We start from the raw sequence: 20,861 nt of genomic DNA, 5'->3' as shown, positions 1-20,861 counted from the left end.
TTACATCTTTTTATACAACGCTTTTAGCGTGTCATGAGTAATAGTTTTTTTCCAGTTTTTACCAATTGCATTTTCCCAAAGTGGTTCTAAACTTAGAGCGACATTAATCATAATATCAAAATCCTTATCAGATAAATCTGCACAAATACCTTGCGGTAACGTTATATTATGTTTTGCTTTCATTTGCTTAAAAACAGCAACACCTTCTGGATAATACGCTTCTAAATGATCAAAAACAATACAATTACCGATACCATGTTTAACACCTAATAAATATCCCAAACCATAACTCATAGCGTGTGCAACACCTACTTGAGAATAAGCAATACTCATCCCACCGTGCCAACTAGCCATCATTAATTTATCTTGAGATTCTTCAGCTGGTAAATCATCATTTAAAAATATTTCTTCACATAATTCTAACGCTTTTTCGCCATAAGATTGGCTAAATGCATTAAGATATGTTCCGTTAAGTGACTCAATACAATGTACATAACAATCCATTCCTGTATAAAACCATTGGTCTTTTGGGACATCTTTTGTTAATTCAGGATCTAAAAGCACTTGGTCAAATGGTGTGTAATCACTATTAATACCAAGTTTACGTTCTGGTCCTGTTAAAATAGTGGTTCTAGACACCTCTGCTCCTGTTCCTGAAATAGTTGGTACACCAACATGATATACCGCTGGATTTTTAACGATATCCCATCCTTGATAGTCTTTACTTTCACCATCATTATTAATCATAATAGCAACAGCTTTAGCGATATCTAATAAAGATCCACCACCAATACCTATAATACCAGAAGGTCTTTCGTTAAAGGAAACAATAATATCTTCTACGTAAGCATCTATTTGTTCTGTTTTTGGCTCTTCATTAGCTGAAACATAAACGACTTTATCTTGATAGGATAACGGTATTCTCGAGGTTAACCAAGGATTACCTTTAAAAACATCATCCACAAAAAAGATAAATGGTGCGCTAGTGTTTAACCTATTAGGCTCTAAAATATCGCTTAATTGATTAAAACTACCTCGTCCAAATATAACTTTGGACACCATTGGAAAATTTTTATAACTCATTGACTTTTCGTCTTAGATTGTAAATTTATTACTTATTTAAGTTTTTCTGAAATATTTCTGAAAATAAACTAATATGATAACCATCTACTAAAGCATGATTAACATTAATAGCTACATTCATAACCAGATTACTTTGTTGTTTTACTGCTTTACCAAATGCTAATTTTGGTACTGAATCCATTTGACCCGATACAGGCTCTTTATGACCTGAAAAATCAAGCCAAGGTAACGCAGAACAATGTATACAATTTAAACCATTAACCGGTGGAAACAGATCCGGTGTATGCTCTATTCTTCGTTTTTCCGCAGATAAATTAGATAAAAACACATGTAAGTCTTTATCATAATCTATAAATGAAAATCCAAAAGTATTATTGGATCGCATAATTGTTGCCGATGCATGTATTGTATCACAAATTTGAACCGTATTATCTACAATTCTATATTTTAAATTTTCTACCGCATTAATAGCCGTCATACAAGCGTGTAAATACACACCAAAAAAGCTTACTTTATTATCTTTTGCATACTGATAAGCATGTTCCACATTAAACGGAATAGTAACACCAAAATAGGGATCTTTAAGCTTTGAAAAATGATCAAAATGTTGCTTTCTGTCCCATGTATTAATATCTAATAGTTTCACTTTTACTGTAAAATTTTAAGCAAGTCTTTAAGACTTTTTATTGTTTTGTATTGTTTAGACTCTTCTTGATTTACATTTACTTGTTCATGCAACCAAGTTGTATGAAAAGGTACATGTACTGCACTTGCCTTGATATTAATTAATGGTAAAATATCTGACTTTAAAGAGTTACCTACCATTAAAAACTCTGAAGGTTTAATCTCTAAATGATTTAATAATTTAGAGTAATTAGCTTCTTTTTTATCGCTTAAAACCTCAATATGATGGAAATAATCTAATAATCCTGATTTTTCAAGTTTACGTTCCTGATCTAATAAATCGCCTTTAGTTGCAACTATTAATTTATATTTTTGAGATAATTGCTTCAAGACTTCTTCCACGCCATCTAACAACTCTACCTCTTGATTAATCATTTCTTTACCAATATCTAAAATTTTAGATATGGTTTGATTAGAGACTGTATTGTTGGATAGTTCCAAAGCCATTTCTACCATTGACAGCACAAACCCTTTAACACCATAACCATAAACTGGAAGATTTTTCATCTCCATTTTAAACAGCTCTTGATCTATTTTATTTTCAGTCTCAAATTGGCTTAACAATTTAGCAAACTGCACTTCTGCATCTCTAAAATAGGTTTCATTAACCCAAAGCGTGTCATCAGCATCAAAACCAATAACTTTAATATGTCTGTAATCTACTTCCATAGTTTTTTTGCGCGCTCTAAATCTTCAGGAGTATCTATTTCTACACCTTGAATATCTGTTTCTACCATTTTGATACGCTTTCCGTATTCTAAATATCTTATACACTCAATTTTTTCTGAAGCTTCCAAAGTCAACATTGGTAACCTATAAAAATCCATTAAGGCCTCTTTTCTAAAAGCATAAACGCCTTTATGTTTAAAGTATTTAACAGGCACTGCTTCGTCTCTTGGATACGGTATTGGACTTCTTGAAAAATATAACGCAAAGTTTTGCTGATCAACAATAACCTTAACCGTGTTAGGGTTTTTAATTTCGTCCCAATCGGTAATATGCACCATCAATGATGCTAAGTCGACTTGCTTATCTGTATCTTCTTTAAAGACTTTTATTAGTTTTTTAAGAGATTCTGTATCAGTAAAAGGCTCGTCACCTTGCACGTTTACAACAACATCTATGTCTAAATCCTCTACTGCTTCTGCAATACGGTCACTTCCACATTCGTGTTGCTTAGTACTCATTAAAACATGACCACCAATTTTAGTGATTTCGTCAAAAATAATATCACTATCAGTAACCACAATAACGTCATCAAATAGTTTGGTCTCTACTGTAGCTTCATAAGTACGAGTAATTACCGGTTTTCCGCCTAAATCTTTCATTAGCTTACCAGGAAAACGTGAGGCACTATATCGTGCCGGAATCATTGCTATTATTTTCATCTAAGAATTAAATTGGAGCATAAAAATATAATAATTTAATGGTCTTCTTCAAAAAAATCGTCTTTAAAACCAATTAAATACAATTTATCTTTAGCTCTAGTTATAGCTGTATACAGCCATCTTAAGTAATCTTTATCAATTCCGTTAGGAAGATAAGGTTGTTCTACAAAAACAGTATTCCATTGTCCACCTTGAGACTTATGACATGTTATTGCATAACTAAACTTTACTTGTAAGGCATTAAAAAACTTATTGCCCTTTATTTTTAAAAACTTTTTATAGTTACTGGTTTCATCTTCGTAATCTTTTTGAACCTCTTGATATAATCTGTTAGACTCTTCATAAGGTAAAGACGGTGTTTCTGCCTCAATAGTATCTAACATCAAAACAGTTTCAAAAGGTTGCATTTTAGGATAATCAACCATCCTAACCTTTACTTCTGCAAATCTGAAGCCATATAATTCTTTAATGCTAAAAATTTCTAAAACTTCTACAATATCTCCGTTAGCAATAAAACCAGCTTCGGATGTAGGTTTTAACCAAAAATAATTATTCTTTACAACCATTAAATAATCTCCAGAAGATAATTCGTTCTCACTAAACAAAATACGACTACGTATTTGCTGGTTGTATAAATTAGCGCGTTTGTTACTTCTTACAATAATACTTGTGTCTTCATATCCAAAAGAACTATACGCATCATTTATAGCGTCCATAATCTCATAACCATCTACAAGCCTAACTATGTCCTTAAAAGACTTTAAATTAAACTTAAAGCTATCAAAAAAGCCATCGGCGATAGTTTCTCTTAAAATAGTTGCGTTTTCTAAAATACCGGAGCCTTCACCTTGCCTTACAACTTCATCTAATTCCATTTTAGTCACAGACTTGTTGTAATTTAGACTTAGTGTTTTTTCGTCCAATGCAGGACTTAAATCTAATTTTATTGGAGGTAATTGGGCTGTATCTCCTATTAAAAGCAATTTACATCTTTGACCTTGATACACATATTGCATTAAGTCGTCCAAAAGCGATCCATTTTCAAAAAGTTTAGAATCACTTGGCGAATCTGGTATCATCGAAGCTTCATCAACAATAAAAATAGTGTCTTTATGTTTATTTGGTTGTAACACAAATTTTACACCTCCACCCTTTTCTTTTTTCGGAAAATATATTTTTTTGTGGATAGTAAACGCCTCTTTTTTAGAATAATTGGAGATAACTTTAGCTGCTCGACCCGTTGGAGCCATCAAAACTGCACTTTTTTTTGCGTGCCACAAATTTGTCACAATCGTACCAATAATGGTGGTTTTACCAGTACCAGCGTAACCTTTTAACAAAAACACGCCATTTTCTTTATCATTTAAAATAAACTCAGAAAGTTGTAAAAGTAAAATATCTTGTTTTGAGGTTGGATTGAACGGAAAATGCTGTCTTATAAGGGAATAAAATTGAGAACTGGTCATTAAATAGTGTGGATTGAAAACTTTTTATCAAATATATAAATCATTTTTACCAACAATGGTTTTTACGAATAAAAAAAAATTGTAGATTTGTCACAGACCTTAATTAAATTTAATAAAATACTTATGATAAAATTAGCACTTATTATACTTGGAGCAATTTTACTAACAATTTTGATTGTTTGGCTTATTGACAAATTTATTCCAACAAAAGCAAAACCATTTATTACCATCGCACTTTGGGCACTTATTGCTTATTTAGGATTCTTAACTTTTAACTCTGTATATGGAGAAATTAAGTTTAACCAATTAAAAGAAAAAAGATACAGAGCAGCTATTGAACGTTTAGTAGACATTAGAGATTCTCAATTAGCACACAGAACTGTTACAGGTAAGTTTACTAAAAGTTATGATACTTTAATTAAATTTATTGAAAACGGTAAATTCACATTAATAGACAGAAGAGATTCTACAGTTATTGATGTTGAAGCTACAAAACGTTATGGTGGTGTAACAACAACTAAGGAAATTGTTATTACAGATACAATCGGATTTGAGCCTGTAAAAAATCGTTTGTTCAAAGGTACTGATAGATATAAGCAAATGATGAATGTACCTCTTGGAAAAGAAGGAACTAAATTTACAATGAACGCAGGAGAGATTGAAGACGAGAAAGGAAATAAAATTCCTGTATTTGAAGCGTTTGTAAAAAAATCAGACATTTTATTTGATCAAGATAAAAACTTAGTACTTAAAGAAAGTCAAGTAATATCTGTTGAAGGAGTAAATGGAGATGCACTACGTGTAGGATCTATGGATGAAGTTAAAACTATCGGAAACTGGCCAAAAACTTATGGCAGTAACGACTAGTAATAATAACGAATTAACCAACTTAGAATTGTCCATTCAAATTAGTTTGAGTGGACATTCTTTTTGTGTTTTAGATACAAATACAAAAACTATAGTTACACTTAAATCTGAACGCTTTTCTGTTAAGAAAACGCCATCAGAATTATTAGATGCTATCAAACATCTTTTTAATACAGAAACTGTATTAAAACAGCCTTTTAAAGCTATAAATGTCATACATGTTAATGATTGGTCCACAGTTGTTCCAAAACCATTATTTAATGAAGACACTTTAGCCGATTATTTAAAATTTAATACTAAAATTTTAAAAACTGATTTTATAACGTTTGATGACATCCATCCAAACGATAGTGTTAATGTTTACGTGCCTTTTACTAACATTAATAACTTTATATTTGATCAATTTGGCAGCTTTACTTACAATCATTTTTCTACTATTTTAATAGAACAATTATTGACCTTTGAAAAACACAGCAATACTCCAAAAGTTTATGTCCATGTGTCAGACACAAATTTTGAAATTATTGTTATCAATAAAGGAAAGCTAACGCTGTACAATACGTTTGAACACCAAACAAAAGAAGACTTTATTTATTATTTATTGTTTACCTTAGAGCAATTACAGCTTAACCCAGAAACCATAGAAGTATTGTTTTTAGGTGAAGTAACCAAGGACAGTCCGTTGTTTGAAATAGCTTATAAATACATCAGACACGTATCTTTTGGCAATAGAATGGACACTTACGCTTTCGCGGAAAAACCAACACACAATCACTCAAATTTCACATTACTAAAAAGCTTATAATGCGCATTGTATCAGGACAATTTAAAGGAAGAAGAATCACTGCTCCAAAAAAGCTACCTGTAAGACCTACAACAGACATGGCCAAAGAAGCCTTGTTTAACATTTTAAATAACCAATATTATTTAGATGACATTTCTGTATTGGATTTATTTGCAGGAACAGGAAACATAAGCTACGAGTTTGCCTCTAGAGGTACAGAAAATATTTTAAGTGTAGATCAAGATCATGGTTGCATTAAGTTTATTAACGAGACCGCTGCTAGCTTTGAAATGGACATACAAACTATAAAAAGTGATGTATTTAAATTTTTAGAACGAAGCAAACAACAACATACTATTATTTTTGCGGATCCGCCTTATGATTTTTCTGTTGAAGATTTCACTAAAATTCCAGATTTAATATTTGCTAATAATCTTTTAGAAACTGACGGTTTACTTATTGTAGAACACTCTAAATATACAGACCTATCAGGCATATCAAATTATAGCCACTCTAAAAGTTATGGCGGAAACACCTTTAGCTTTTTTGAAAATATAACTTCAGACGAAGAAGAGTAAAAACAAAAAACCATCTATTTCTAGATGGTTTTTTTTATAAGTAAGTAAATCTATAAGCCGGATTTTGTACTTCCTAAGAAGCCCCTATCATTTATCTGAGCTTGCTGTTACCAACACGCTTTAGCTACCTACCCTCTAACAATCGCGCGTGTACGCTCAAACGTTAGTATACATGGTATTGCACCTCATAGAGTTTACCTGGTTTCACTACAGCATGACCTGTACATTCTTTCTGTTGCACTTTTCCTCACCTCTCGGCGGATGGCTGTTAACCACTATGATTACACTACGGTGTCCGGACTTTCCTCTTTAAAATAAATTTAAAGCGATAAGGCAATTTACTGAAAGCAAAACTACAATAAACTAGACATTTTTAAAGCTATAATCTTTAAATTGTTTCCACTTTAAAGATTAATACTGTTTTGTTGATAACTATAAATAAAATCACAGTTTAGACTTCTTAATTAGCCTTCTATTTTTTAAATTTGTTACATCTTAATAATAGCATCAAAAAGACGCTAAAATAAATTTTGTAGCATTGGAACACTTTGTAGTATCGGCAAGAAAATACAGACCACAAACCTTTAAGGATGTTGTTGGACAATCTGCTATTACCAATACACTACTTAATGCTATTGAAAACAATCACCTAGCACAAGCTTTATTATTTACGGGTCCGCGTGGGGTTGGTAAAACAAGTTGTGCACGTATTTTAGCAAAAATGATTAACAGTGACGGTAACGAAACTGGAGAGGAAGATTACGCCTTTAATATTTTTGAACTAGATGCCGCATCAAACAACTCGGTTGATGATATTAGAAATTTAACAGACCAAGTCCGTATACCACCACAAGTTGGAAAATATAAAGTCTATATTATTGACGAGGTCCACATGTTATCTCAAGCTGCCTTTAATGCCTTTTTAAAAACGTTAGAAGAGCCACCAAAACATTGTATTTTTATTTTAGCAACTACAGAAAAGCATAAGATAATTCCAACCATTTTATCACGTTGTCAGATTTTTGATTTCAAACGTATTACTGTTAAAGACGCTAAAAACTATTTAAAATATATTGCTAAAGAACAAGGTGTAAATGCTGAGGATGACGCCTTACATATCATCGCTCAAAAAGCTGATGGTGCCATGCGTGATGCCCTATCTATATTTGATAGAGTTGTAAGTTTTGCAGGTAAAGAACTTACAAGGCAAGCTGTAACTGAAAACTTAAACGTTTTAGACTACGAAACCTATTTTGAAAGCACAGAGTATATCTTAGAAAATAAGATCCCTGAACTGTTGATACAGTTTAATAAAACTTTAGCAAAAGGTTTTGATGGTCATCACTATATCGCTGGATTAGCCTCTCACTTTAGAGATTTGCTAGTTTGCAAAAACCCAACTACTATAGAGCTGTTAGAAGTTGGTGAAGACACCAAAAACAAATACTTAGAACAATCTCAAAAAGCAAGTCAAGACTTTTTAATAAAAGGAATTAACTTGGCTAACGACTGTGACTTAAAATATAAGAGTAGTAAAAACCAACGACTCTTAGTCGAATTAACTTTAATGCAACTTGCCTCTATCACTTTTGATGGAGAAAAAAAAAATAGTAGTCGGTTCATAATTCCGCCATCTTACTTTAAAAAAATAGGCATTACTCCTGTAAAGGTTAATGTACCGCAAGCTGCTGTACCTGTTGTAAAAGCAACACCTACTCCACAACAACCCGCTAAACCTGTAACACCTAAAATTGTTTTAGAAAACGGTATAGCCTCTAAAACAAAACGTACTTCTGGTTTATCTTTAAAAAGTATCAGAGCTAAAAAGGAACATCAAATTAGACAATTAGATGTTGTTGTGGACGAAGAAAACTTACCAAGAGAACCATTTAATCAAGATGAATTAACTGAGGTTTGGAATGCTTTTGTAACTAAAATTGAAGGCGAAGGTAAATTTAACTTAGCCTCTATCTTATCTATTGACAAGCCTACTTTGGCACCTGATGGATTTTCTATTCAACTAACGTTTCCAAACGCGACAAACAAAGTTGAAGTGGAGCGTCAGTCTTTTGATCTCATGTCTTATTTACGTAAAAACTTAAAAAATTACGATATCACATTAGATATAACTATTAATGAAGAATTAGATACTAAATATGCCTATACGCCTCTAGAAAAATACGAGAAGCTAAAGGAGAAAAACCCTAATTTAGAGCTATTGCGTACCACTTTTGACTTAGACGTTTAACTATGAACAAATTTGCTTTTTTACTATTTGCGCTAATCCTTGTTTTATTAAGTTGTGATGGTCGTCATCATGTTAATAAAAAACCAAGGGATATTCTTATTGAAAAAAACCTATATCAATCCTTTGCAGAACAGACACAATACTTCCCAGAAAGCTATACTGAAACAAGCACAGATACCATTTTAAGCAATGGTTACAGAGTTACAATAAAAAGTTACACAGACATGACTAAAGCTGTGTTACAATCTTTTGAAGAAGACTATATAACTAACAATAATTACTATAGAGAATTTGTCTCTGAAATTGAAGTTTTCAAAGATGATAGACCAATATTTAAGCAAGTCATGGATGACAATTTTCTGTCTGAAAAAGTTAGCGACTATGTAAGCACTGAGATTTATATAGACCAACAAAAAAGCTTGGAAACAAACAAAGTACACATTATTGCATCCCAATGTATTCCTAGATCAACAAATTGCCCAACATACAATTTAACTATTGAAGCAAATGGGGATTACAACATAACAAAACAGAGTTAACTTTTAACACCTAAGACATGCTAGGACTTAAATTACCAACAGATCCACGTTGGGTAAATATAGTAGAAAAAAACATAGAAGAAATCTTAACAGATCATGCTTACTGCGAGCAAAAAGCAACAAGTACAGCAATCTCCTTAATAGTTAGTTTTCCTGAATATACCGATCTAGTACAAGAAATGGTTGCTTTGGTTAAAGAAGAGATTAGCCACTTTAAAATGGTCCATGATTTGATAATAGAAAACGGTTGGATTTTAGGTCGTGACCGCAAGGACGATTACGTTTTAAGATTGATTACCTTTTTTCCTAAAGGAGGGAGTAGAACAACACAGTTAGTGCATAGACTGTTATATGCTGCATTGATAGAAGCTAGAAGTTGTGAACGCTTTAGATTATTGTCTGAAGAATTAGAGGATAAATCTTTAGCTGAGTTTTATCGTAAATTAATGGTTAGTGAAGCTAACCATTACACCATGTTTTTAGGATTTGCAAGACAATATGGAGATCGTACAGAAGTTGATAAAAAATGGAATGATTTACTAGAATATGAAGCGCAAATAATGCAAGATTTAAGTAAAAAAGAAACCATACACGGATAAATAAAATTGCTAAATAAAAAAGCCCATTCTAAATTAGAATGGGCTTTTTTATTATAAAATATTATGTTTAGAATTTTACTCCAAAACCTATTTGCATGTTTGTGTTTTTTGCTTCTAAACCAGCATCATTATCATCTAAAACATTAGATAATCCATACGAATATCTAAAATCAATAAAAAATTCGTCAGTAATTAAATACTCTAAACCTCCTAATACCGAAAAACCTAAATTTCTCAATCCGTCTTCATAAGAATGCCCTTTTAAAGCCGCTTGAGGACCTAAACCAACAGATAAAGCTGAGTCTATTTTATATTTAAAAAATAATGGCACTTGAATATAATTGATACGTAACTCTTGATCTTTTGCTCCTTCTGCAGAAAACTGAACTTCTGGTGCAAAAGAAAATGAATCCGTTAAACTATATTCGCCAAAAAAACCAATAGCAAATCCATTTCTATGTGCATTTGCAACTCCAGCGGGTACACTAGGATCAAAATCTAAATTAGAAATATTATATCCAGCTCTTACACCGTATAACGCGTCTTGTGCATACCCATAAAACGAGGCTAAAACAAAAGTTAATAGTAAAATAGTTTTTTTCATGTTTTGAAAACTTAAATTGGTTTATTTAATACTTGATTGTAGAAGTAAAGATATATTTTTTTCAATAATATGATACATTAAATAGATAAAATGTATTATTTTAACTTTGTATGACTAGAAACAGTATCATTATACATACTTTTTATGATACCATCTGCAAGTCCAATTTTGGGTACATAAATATCTTTTGCACCACACCATTTCATTGCTGACAGATAAATACGTGTTGCTGGAATAATAACATCTGCCCTATCTTGATTTAAATCTAGAATAGAAATACGCTCCTCGTAAGAATACGTTTGAAGCATGTTATAATAAGAGGTTAAGTAAAAATAAGACAATGGTTTTCCCATGGCTTTACCAGAGACTTTAAATATCTTATTTATGTTTCCTCCGGATCCAATAACCTCTATTTTTTCATATTTTACAGTCTCAGATTTAATCCAGTTTTCAAGTTCTAACCAAGCTTCTTTTTTCACCATATCGTTTAATAAACGGACGGTTCCGATTTTAAACGATTTGGATGCTGTTTTTTGACCTTTATCAATTACAGAAAACTCCGTGCTCCCTCCACCAACATCTACATAAAGATAAGTCTTATTGGCATCTATATACGACTGCAAGTCTGTAGCTGCAATTATGGCAGCCTCCTCTTCGCCTTCAATAATATCTATTTGAATTCCTGTTTTTTGTTTTATAAACTTAGCAACTTCTCTTCCATTATTTGCTTCTCTCATTGCTGATGTTGCACATGCTTTATACTTTACAACACCGTGGGTTTTCATTAACAATTTAAACGCATGAATGGTATCCAACATACGATTAACGTTGTATTCTGAAATCTGCTCTTTAATAAATACATCTGCACCCAAACGCACCGGAACCCTAACTAACGAGCTTTTTTTAAAACGCGTTGGCTTATCTCTTTCTTCGACTATATTAGATATAAGTAATCTAACCGCATTGGACCCAATATCTATAGCTGCATATTTTTGAATATTAAGCATCTAATTTATTTTTTAAATAGGTGTAAGCTTCAAATTGAGACCTACATTTAGGTTCGTTATTTCTTTTATAAGTATTGTTTTGTGCTTTGTTTAAAATCCTAGCTTTTACATTATCCTTCCAACAAATGTGGAAGGTATCTATCAATTCTTCCTTAATTTCTTCGTCATAAATAGGACAACTTACTTCTACTCTATTTTCAATATTTCTAGTCATCCAATCTGCAGAAGAAATATACACTTTAGGTGCATTATCATTACAAAATACATATAATCTTGTGTGCTCTAAAAACTTATCTACAATACTAATAACCTCAATATTTTCGCTAATCCCTTTTACACCAGGAACCAAACAGCAAATACCTCTAACAATCATCTGTATCTTAACACCTGCTTGACTTGCTTCGTATAACTTGTCTACCATTTGGTAACTAGAAATACTATTCATTTTTAATTTAATGTAGGCAGGTTTTCCTTCTTTTACATTTTTGATCTCGGTGTCAATTAGTTGAAAAAACTTGTTTTTTGTATAATGCGGAGACGTAATTATATGTTTAAATCTATAAATTTTATAATTGACTTCAAAAAAGTTAAATACTTTATTTACGTCTTTTAAAATCTTTTGATTGGCAGTAAATAAGGTGTAATCTGTGTAAATTTTTGCTGTGGATTCGTTAAAATTTCCAGTACTTATAAAGCCATAACGTTTCAATTTATTATCTTCTTCTCTTTCTATCAAACACATTTTACTATGCACTTTTAATCCTTGCACACCAAAGATTAAATTAACACCTTCCCGCTGCATTTGTTCCGCGTAAGCGATATTAGCTTCTTCGTCAAAACGTGCTTGAATCTCCATAGAAACCGTCACTTTTTTACCGTTTTTTGCTGCATTAATTAAAGAACTTGCAACATGACTAATTTGAGCTAATCTATATATAGTAATTTTAATTGCTTTTACTTTAGGATCTAAAGCAGCTTCTCTTAAAAATTTAACCACATAAGAAAAGGTATGATAAGGAGCATATTGCAAATAATCTTTTTTAGCAATTGCCTCAAAAATACTACCTTCTAGACTTAATCCTTTTACTTTTAATGGTACAATTTTTTCGTACAATAAATCTTTACGTCCTAAACTAGGAAACCCCATGTAATCTCTACGATTATGGTATCTACCTCCAGGGATAATACTATCCGTATTATCAATCCCCATTTTATCCATTAAAAATGCTAACGTAGGTTTATCAATGGTTTTATCGTAAACAAATCTAACCGGCTCTCCTTCTTGTCTATCCTTTACACTGTCACTGATTTTTTCCATAAAACTCTTGGTCAAATCACTATCTAGATCCAACTCGGCATCTCTAGTAATTTTAATCATGTGAGCTGTAATTTTTTTGTAATCAAAAATGTTAAATATATCGTCTAAAAATAAACGTAACAGATCATCCAACATTATAATATTGTCTGTATCCCCGTTTTTGGGTAATACAACAAAACGATCCATGCTTTTTGAAATTTCTATTAAAGCATATTGATTACTACCATCTTCCATATACATATTAACAGCAAGATAAGCTGCACTGTCTTTAAGATTTGGTAACTTTATTTCAGAATTTAAAACAATAGTAACTAACGCAGGACTCACTTTTTCTAAAAAGTAACTTCTAAGGTATTGCTTTTGAGTTTTTGAGATTTTAGTTTCTCTTAAAATGAAAATATTTTCTGCTTCTAATTTTTTCTGAATATCATGTAATATTTTCAAACTTTCGGTTTGATGTTTAATAACCGTGTTTGTTATAATATCCAAAAGCTCTGAAGCCTTAATACCACCTAACTGACTTTTACCAGCTTTTCCTGCATAATCAATACGTTTGACAGTTGCATAACGTACTTTAAAAAATTCGTCTAAATTATTAGAGAAAATACCTAAAAAACGGAGTCTTTCTATTAACGGAACAGACTCGTCTGCAGCCTCTTGAAGCACACGATGATTAAATTGTAACCAACTTAATTCTCTGTTTACATATTTATTATCGATAATATGGTTAGTCATTATTTTCAGAATTTACTACAAATATATCTAATTAGATTGTCTATTTTAAATGTTTTGGAAATACAATTTTTGTGGTTTTACCATTTTGTATATTTTTCCATGAGTTTTGATCAAATTCTATTTGTACAAAACCTGACGTTGCTACGTTGTCAATACTTATGCTTCCTAGAGAGTTACATAAATTTGTTAAAGCAAAATTATGCCCAAAAAGCATTAAAACGGTAACAGAATCATCGCATGTTTTAATAGCGTCTAAAACCGATGGTCCTGAGAAGTCATAAAGTGCTTTTTTTACTTCAAAATTGACGTTTTTCAATTCCAATATATCGACGAACAACGTTGCTGTCGATTTTGTTCGTTGTGAAGAACTACAAAAAATAACATCTGGTTTTAATAGAATAGTTTTTAAGTGTTTAGAGACTAAAAGCGCATCATTTACCCCTCTTTTTTTTAATGGTCTGTCATGATCATTCACTTGAAATTGCCAAGAAGATTTAGAGTGTCTAATAAATTGTAAAACTTTGTTCATGATTGTAGTTAAAATACGTGTTTTTACGTTTAACGGTTTAAGCAACACCTTTTATCGGTTTTATATGTGCTATAACATATATATTTGATTAGACACCTAAATCAGCTTTCTTTTGTTAAAGAATTAGTTAAATTTGTCCCTGAATATAAGTAATTACAGAATACCTACGTTTGTCACTATGTGGCACCTCCCTTAAACTGTAGCATATTTTGGCTGAAATGATTAGTTAAAAATATATAATATAACGCAGTAAAGACATGTAATGTTATGGGAATACAACATTCTCTTTTATTATTTAATCGTAATACACTTACAGCTTAATGCTGTAGGTGCTTTTGTGTTTGTTATAGATTTTACAAAAAAAAATAAGATATAAGTTAAAAAATTATAAATTTTGAGAAAAATAGAAAATAATTTGAAATATTCAAAATCAGTGTTAGCTATGCTAATCGGATTGATGTTTAGTTGTTTTGCATTTGCGCAAACGCAATCACCTTCTATCCGAACAGGTGTTACCTTCCAATGGTCCGATAATCAACTTGGTGGAATTAGTAATCCAGCTACAATAAATTCTGTTACTGTAAACGGAGACGTATATAATACGTTTGTTGTACCGACATCTTATGAGATGACAATTCTAGGTCCTGATGGAAACTCTCCAAACATGATTCTTGAAAACGGAACTACTTTGGCTAATACAAGTAGTGATCCAAACTGGAACACTAAAGCTTTGAGTGCTTTTCAAGACAAAAACTTAAATCATTATTTTACTGCCAATCCAAATGGAGAAGCGATGTGTAATAATTTTACCAAAGCAGAAATCTCCAATGCACAAAGACAAACTATTTTTTATAGCAATCCTATACCATCTAACCAAGGTGGTATTTTGGCAGTTACAGAAAGAGGTGGAAACAACTGTTTTTATGTTGAAGTATGGGGTACACCAGTTGGTGGAGGTCCAGAGCAACAATTAGGAAATACATTTGTTAGAAATTCTGGTGATTATAGAGATGGTTGTACTTTTGGACCGCCAATAAACCTTAATACCGATTATTGGAGATCTGGACGTTGTAATGAAAACGGACAAACTATTGGTATTGGATTATTTTATTTAAACTCTATTGCTCCTACAGGATCTAAAATTACTAAGATAGAATTTGTTGCTGCAACACGAGATCATGGTGATGGTAAATTTTTTCTACTTCAAAAATATGCGCTTGATGGCGATTTCGAAGAGTGTGTAAATGATACCGCTAGAGGTGAATTAAGCGAAATAGCAACTGCACCAGATAACTCTACATACAGTTTAGTATCTGGACCTAGTCCAGCTGGGCAATCTTTTTCTTTAGCTTCAAACGGAAATTACAGTTATGTACCAACACCTGGTTTTACAGGAACTGTTACTTTTCAATATCAAGTATGTCTACCTGCACCAAACCAATCCGTTTGTGATGTAGCAACAGTTACGTTAAATTATCAACCTTTACCTGCTAGTCCAGTTTTAGATATAAGTTGTAATAATACTAATGATACTAGTACAATTACGGTAACATCTCCTGTTGGTAGTCAATACACTTATTCTATTAATGGAAGTCCTTATCAAAGTTCTCCAACATTTAATAATTTAGCACCAGGGAGTTATACTGTATTAGTCTCTAACACACTTGGGTGTACTAGTTTTGCATCTACAACAATTAATAATGCTTTGGAGATATCTAATGTTGCCTTAACTAATGCTGCATGTGATACAGGAAATACCGGAGCTATTGATATTACAATTTCTGGTGGTACAAGTCCATTTACTTACGCATGGAGTAACAGTGCTCTAACACAAGACCTAAATAACGTTCCAACCGGAACCTATAGTGTTTTAGTAACAGACGCTAATGGTTGCGAGGCTTATATGGATAATATTATTGTTGGTTCTCAAGACAATGCTAACCCTGTAATTACAGTACCTAGTACATTAAGTATAGAAGGTTGTAATGCAAACGATATAACAGCTGCTAATACTGAGTTTAATTATAGTACTTCAGTTTCTAATAATGTCCTTACTACTTTTGGTACACTTTCAAATTATAATACATCAGATGATACACAAGTACAATCTGTAACTTATATAGATACTATAACATCTAACGCTAATTGTACTATAGTAGTTCGTAGAACTTTTACTGCAACAGATGATTGTGGTAATACTTCAACTGCTATTACTACAATTACAATTAAGGATACTACCGCACCTGATTTATCTAGTTGTAACCTAATTGCACAAACAAACGAAGAGTGCTCAAGTTCTGATAACAAAACTATAATAGATACTTGGAATACTGATAATATTAACTTATTACAAAATTGTAGTACCGATAATTGTACTGACTCTGCAGACCTAGTGGTAACATCTAACTATGTTTACTCTAATTTTATATATGACTGTGGAACTAGTGGTAGTATAACTGTAACTTATACTGTTAAAGATGAATGTAATAATACATCAACAACAAGTGCAACAATAACAATAGAAGACACTACAGGTCCAGATTTAGCTAATTGCGCAGACATTAATAAGACTATAGAATGTGATAATGTTTCAAATCAATCTGAAGCTTTCCAATGGAATAATGCTAACATAGCAGCATTAAGAATCTGTGGTACTGATGATTGTAACACGGACTCTGCAAACAATGTAACTTCAGATTTTAATTATTCTGATTTTGTAGCTAACGCTTGTGGAGGTGGAACAATAGAAGCTGAATACTCCGTAATTGATGATTGTGGAAATATTACACTAATAACAGGAATATTAACTATAGAAGATACGACCCCTCCTACTTTTAATGAAAATTTACCTGCTAATGATACTGTAGATTATGATGCTATTCCTAATGCTCCAACATTAACTGCTACAGATAATTGCGGAGATGCTAATGTTACTTTTAGTGAAACTACTACGGGTGATATTTGTACTGGAACAATAACAATTACAAGGACTTGGACTGCAACTGATGAATGTAATCTTACAACAGAGCACATACAAACGTTAACCGTAACACAACCTGTTTTAGGAGCTACTATCGCAACTGTAACAAATGTATTATGTAACAGTGAAGCAACCGGAAGTATTGATATTACAGTAACAGGAGGAACAGCTCCTTATACATATGTTTGGAATGATGTAAGTAATTCAACTAGTCAAGATTTATCAAATGTTTTAGCTGGTGCATATAATGTAACAATTACAGACGACAATGGATGTACTACAAGTGTTGGAGCTACAATCTCTGAACCTTCTAGTCCTCTTAGTTTAAACATAACAAAAGTAGATGCTACAACTGCCCAAGGTTGTGCAAATGGACAAGCTACAGCAATTGTATCTGGTGGTACAACAAATTACACTTATTTATGGAGTGCATCAGCAGGTAGTGCAACTACTGCTTCAGTAACAGGATTATCTGATGGAACGCATAGTGTAACTGTTACAGATGCTAATAATTGTACTATAACTCAAAGTATAGTAATAGAATGTGTTAATACATGTGATGCAGAAATTGCAATTACTAATGTTACTGATGTACTTTGTACTGGCGACACAACTGGTACGGGAACGGTAACAGCTAACTCTGATGCTAATCCAAGTGCTACTTTTACTTTTGTTTGGAACGATGGGAATTCTGATGTACAAACTGATACAGCTGTAACTTCTAGTACATTAGCCAATTTATCTGCTGGGGTATATTCTGTAAGCGTAACAATTGATGGAACAGTTTGTCAAGCTGTTGCTAAAACTATTTCTATTACAGAACCTAGTAATGCTTTAAATGTTACTGCTACAACTACTGATGAGTCTGGTCCTACCACTGGTGATGGTACTGCTACTGCAATAGTAACTGGCGGTGTAGCTCCTTATACTTATTCTTGGACTCCTAATGGAGAAACTACTGATGCCCTTACAGGGCTTAGTGCAGCAGAATACTGTGTAACTGTAACCGATGCTAATGGTTGTACAGATACTACATGTGTAACTGTAAACCCAGGGTCTTGTAATAATCTATCTGTAACAGGATCTTCTAATCCTGCAATATGTTTTGGCGAAAGTAATGGTAGTATAACAGCTACTGTAACTGGTGGATCTGGAAACTTTAGTTACTCTTGGGATACTATTTCTAATACCACGACTTCTGTTAGCAATTTACCTGCTGGAGATTATACTATTACAGTTACAGATAATGTAACTCTATGTACTACAAACACAACTATAACAATAAACGAACCTAATGTTTTAAGTTCGGCAATAGCAGTTACTAATATATTATGTAAAGGTGACGCTACTGGATCTCTTGATTTAGCTGTTAATGGCGGTAATGGTGGTTATACATTTTTATGGAATGACACTAATGCTTCAACTACTGAAGATTTAATTAATGTAGTTGCTGGTACTTATACTGTAACTATTACGGATTCTAAAGGTTGTGAAACAATAAACTCAGCAACAATATTAGAACCTGCTGCTGTTGTTTCAGCTTCAATTACAAGTCAAACTAACGTAGATTGCTTTGGTACTAATTCTGCAACAGTAACTGTTGAAGGTGCGGGTGGTATTGCGCCTTACAGCTACTCTATAAATAATGGTGTTAATTATGTGACTTCAGGAACTTTTAATGATCTTTCAGAAGGAAATTATACTGTTATCGTATTAGATGCAAATGGATGTACATTTAATCAACCGATTACAATAACAGAACCTACAGCTGCTTTAGAAGCTTCAATAACAAGTGTTACAAATGTATTATGTAACAGTGAAGCAACCGGAAGTATTAATATTACAGTAACAGGAGGAACAGCTCCTTATACATATGTTTGGAATGATGTAAGTAATTCAACTAGTCAAGATTTATCAAATGTAATAGCTGGTGCATATAATGTAACTATTACAGATGCTAACGACTGTACTACATCTATTGGCGCTACAATTACTGAACCTACTTCTGCTTTAAGTTTAAATATAACTAAAGTAGATGCGACAACTGCACAAGGTTGTTCTAACGGTGAAGCTACTGCCATAGTATCTGGTGGTACAGCAAATTACACATACCTATGGAGTGCTTCTGCTGGAAGTCAAACGACTGCAAATGCTACAGCATTATCTGATGGAACTCACAGTGTAACTATAACGGACGCTAATAATTGTACAATAACTCAAAGTATAGTAATTGAATGTGTTAATACTTGTGATGCAGAAATTGCAATAACAAATGTTACCGATGTACTTTGTACAGGTGACACAACTGGTTCTGGAACGGTAACAGCTAACTCTGATGCTAATCCAAGTGCTACTTTTACTTTTGTTTGGAACGATGGGGTTTCTGACGTACAAACTGATACAGCTGTAACATCTAGTACATTAGCTAGTTTATCTTCAGGTGTATATTCTGTAAGTGTAACGATTGATGGAACCGTATGTCAAGCGGTGGAAGAAACAATAGCTATTACAGAACCAAGTAATGCGCTAGACGTAACAGCTACAACAACGGATGAGTCTGGACCAACCACAGGTGACGGTACAGCGACAGCTGTGGTTACTGGAGGTGTTGAACCTTATAGTTATTCTTGGTCTCCTGGAGGAGAAACTACAGATGCAATCTCAGGATTAAGTGCTGGAGATTATACTATAACTGTAACAGATGCTAACGGTTGTACAGATTCTACTACAGTAACTGTTAACCCAGGGACTTGTAATAATCTATCTGTAACAGGTGCTTCTAATCCTGCAATATGTTTTGGCGAAAGCAATGGAAGTATAACAGCTACCGTAACTGGTGGATCTGGAAACTTTAATTATAGTTGGGATACCATTCCTAATACGACAACTTCTGTTAGCAATTTACCTGCTGGAGATTATACTATAACAGTAACGGATACTGTAACACAATGTACTACAAGTACAACGATAACAATTAACGAACCAAACATCTTAAGTTCTGCTATTGCTGTTTCTAACATACTATGTAAGGATGATGCTACTGGATCTTTAGACTTAGCGGTTAATGGTGGTAATGGAGGTTATACTTTTTTATGGAATGACACTAACGCTTCAACTACTGAAGATTTAATTAATGTAGTTGCTGGTACTTATACTGTAACTATTACGGATTCTAAAGGTTGTGAAACAACACAATCAGCAACAATATTAGAACCTGCAACTAGTGTTTCTGCAACTATTACAACTCAAACAGATATTGTTTGTGAAGGTTTAGGTACAATTATAATAGAAGGTGCCGGAGGTATTGCTCCTTACTCCTATTCTATAGACGGTGGAGCTAACTACCAAACAGATGGTACATTTGCTAGCTTACCTGAAGCTAACTACACAATAACAGTAGTAGATGCAAATGGATGTACAACAACAGTAACGACTGAAATACTTATTAACTG

The 20,861-nt window shown here is 32.7% G+C and carries 16 protein-coding genes and 1 other RNA gene; 7 read left to right on the top strand and 10 right to left on the bottom strand.

Going from position 1 to position 20,861, the window contains the following annotated elements:
* The 5 genes from CXF54_RS10050 to CXF54_RS10030 are packed head-to-tail and all read right to left on the bottom strand — an operon-like array spanning window position 1 to window position 4,621.
* Complete coding sequence (locus CXF54_RS10050) at window positions 1-1,083, bottom strand: iron-containing alcohol dehydrogenase family protein (protein WP_101203427.1); 1,083 nt, start codon at window positions 1,081-1,083, stop codon at window positions 1-3.
* A gap of 28 nt (window positions 1,084-1,111) precedes the next feature.
* Window positions 1,112-1,729, bottom strand: a complete 618-nt coding sequence (locus CXF54_RS10045) for a CatA-like O-acetyltransferase (RefSeq protein WP_090842212.1) — start codon at window positions 1,727-1,729, stop codon at window positions 1,112-1,114.
* A gap of 2 nt (window positions 1,730-1,731) precedes the next feature.
* A complete protein-coding gene (locus CXF54_RS10040; RefSeq protein WP_101203426.1) occupies window positions 1,732-2,436 on the bottom strand; it encodes an HAD family hydrolase in 705 nt (234 codons plus the stop codon).
* Window positions 2,427-3,155: a 3-deoxy-manno-octulosonate cytidylyltransferase gene (gene kdsB / locus CXF54_RS10035; RefSeq protein ID WP_101203425.1), complete on the bottom strand. Its 729-nt coding sequence runs from the start codon at window positions 3,153-3,155 to the stop codon at window positions 2,427-2,429. Before kdsB ends, CXF54_RS10040 begins: the two co-directional genes overlap by 10 nt.
* Before the next feature lie 35 nt (window positions 3,156-3,190).
* Complete coding sequence (locus tag CXF54_RS10030) at window positions 3,191-4,621, bottom strand: ATP-dependent RecD-like DNA helicase (protein ID WP_101203424.1); 1,431 nt, start codon at window positions 4,619-4,621, stop codon at window positions 3,191-3,193.
* Between the two features lie 123 nt (window positions 4,622-4,744).
* On the opposite strand from CXF54_RS10030, the gene CXF54_RS10025 reads away from it, so the two are divergent.
* From CXF54_RS10025 to CXF54_RS10015, 3 genes are read left to right on the top strand one after another with little or no spacing between them, the layout of a single operon-like run.
* Window positions 4,745-5,488: a hypothetical protein gene (locus tag CXF54_RS10025; RefSeq protein ID WP_101203423.1), complete on the top strand. Its 744-nt coding sequence runs from the start codon at window positions 4,745-4,747 to the stop codon at window positions 5,486-5,488.
* A complete protein-coding gene (locus tag CXF54_RS10020) occupies window positions 5,472-6,293 on the top strand; it encodes a DUF3822 family protein (protein ID WP_101203422.1) in 822 nt (273 codons plus the stop codon). The genes CXF54_RS10025 and CXF54_RS10020 overlap by 17 nt, the downstream gene beginning before the upstream one ends.
* On the top strand, window positions 6,293-6,850 hold the full coding sequence (locus CXF54_RS10015; RefSeq protein WP_101203421.1) for an RsmD family RNA methyltransferase: 558 nt from the start codon (window positions 6,293-6,295) through the stop codon (window positions 6,848-6,850). The genes CXF54_RS10020 and CXF54_RS10015 overlap by 1 nt, the downstream gene beginning before the upstream one ends.
* Before the next feature lie 37 nt (window positions 6,851-6,887).
* On the opposite strand, the gene rnpB is transcribed toward CXF54_RS10015, so the two are convergent.
* Window positions 6,888-7,195, bottom strand: an RNA gene (gene rnpB / locus CXF54_RS10010) — RNase P RNA component class A.
* A 193-nt stretch (window positions 7,196-7,388) separates the two neighbouring features.
* On the opposite strand from rnpB, the gene dnaX reads away from it, so the two are divergent.
* Genes dnaX through CXF54_RS09995 form a run of 3 tightly spaced genes read left to right on the top strand, consistent with a single transcriptional unit; the run spans window position 7,389 to window position 10,236 of the window.
* The gene (dnaX, locus tag CXF54_RS10005) at window positions 7,389-9,098 is read left to right on the top strand and encodes a DNA polymerase III subunit gamma/tau (RefSeq protein ID WP_101203420.1); all 1,710 of its coding nucleotides are present in this window, start codon (window positions 7,389-7,391) and stop codon (window positions 9,096-9,098) included.
* A gap of 2 nt (window positions 9,099-9,100) precedes the next feature.
* On the top strand, window positions 9,101-9,637 hold the full coding sequence (locus CXF54_RS10000; protein WP_101203419.1) for a hypothetical protein: 537 nt from the start codon (window positions 9,101-9,103) through the stop codon (window positions 9,635-9,637).
* A 17-nt stretch (window positions 9,638-9,654) separates the two neighbouring features.
* Window positions 9,655-10,236, top strand: a complete 582-nt coding sequence (locus tag CXF54_RS09995; RefSeq protein ID WP_090842229.1) for a tRNA-(ms[2]io[6]A)-hydroxylase — start codon at window positions 9,655-9,657, stop codon at window positions 10,234-10,236.
* 67 nt (window positions 10,237-10,303) lie between these two features.
* Here the strand turns inward: CXF54_RS09995 and CXF54_RS09990 are convergent, their stop codons facing one another.
* The 4 genes from CXF54_RS09990 to CXF54_RS09975 all read right to left on the bottom strand — a co-directional run bounded on the left by CXF54_RS09990 (window position 10,304) and on the right by CXF54_RS09975 (window position 14,429).
* On the bottom strand, window positions 10,304-10,840 hold the full coding sequence (locus CXF54_RS09990) for a porin family protein (RefSeq protein WP_101203418.1): 537 nt from the start codon (window positions 10,838-10,840) through the stop codon (window positions 10,304-10,306).
* Window positions 10,841-10,935: 95 nt separating this feature from the next.
* Window positions 10,936-11,847, bottom strand: a complete 912-nt coding sequence (locus CXF54_RS09985; protein WP_101203417.1) for a Ppx/GppA phosphatase family protein — start codon at window positions 11,845-11,847, stop codon at window positions 10,936-10,938.
* Window positions 11,840-13,900: a polyphosphate kinase 1 gene (ppk1, locus tag CXF54_RS09980; protein WP_090842234.1), complete on the bottom strand. Its 2,061-nt coding sequence runs from the start codon at window positions 13,898-13,900 to the stop codon at window positions 11,840-11,842. The genes CXF54_RS09985 and ppk1 overlap by 8 nt, the downstream gene beginning before the upstream one ends.
* Window positions 13,901-13,940: 40 nt before the next feature.
* Window positions 13,941-14,429 carry a SixA phosphatase family protein gene (locus CXF54_RS09975; protein ID WP_101203416.1) on the bottom strand — a complete coding sequence of 163 codons (489 nt, stop codon included), beginning with the start codon at window positions 14,427-14,429 and terminating at the stop codon, window positions 13,941-13,943.
* Between the two features lie 394 nt (window positions 14,430-14,823).
* On the opposite strand from CXF54_RS09975, the gene CXF54_RS09970 reads away from it, so the two are divergent.
* A partial coding sequence (locus tag CXF54_RS09970) for a beta strand repeat-containing protein (protein WP_198551054.1) occupies window positions 14,824-20,861 on the top strand: 6,038 nt, incomplete at its 3' end.

Origin of the sequence: Olleya sp. 1-3, assembly GCF_002836085.1 — a bacterium.
Lineage (GTDB): Bacteria > Bacteroidota > Bacteroidia > Flavobacteriales > Flavobacteriaceae > Olleya > Olleya namhaensis.
Note: the sequence above shows the minus strand (reverse complement) of the source record. Positions and strands in the feature narration are given on the sequence as shown.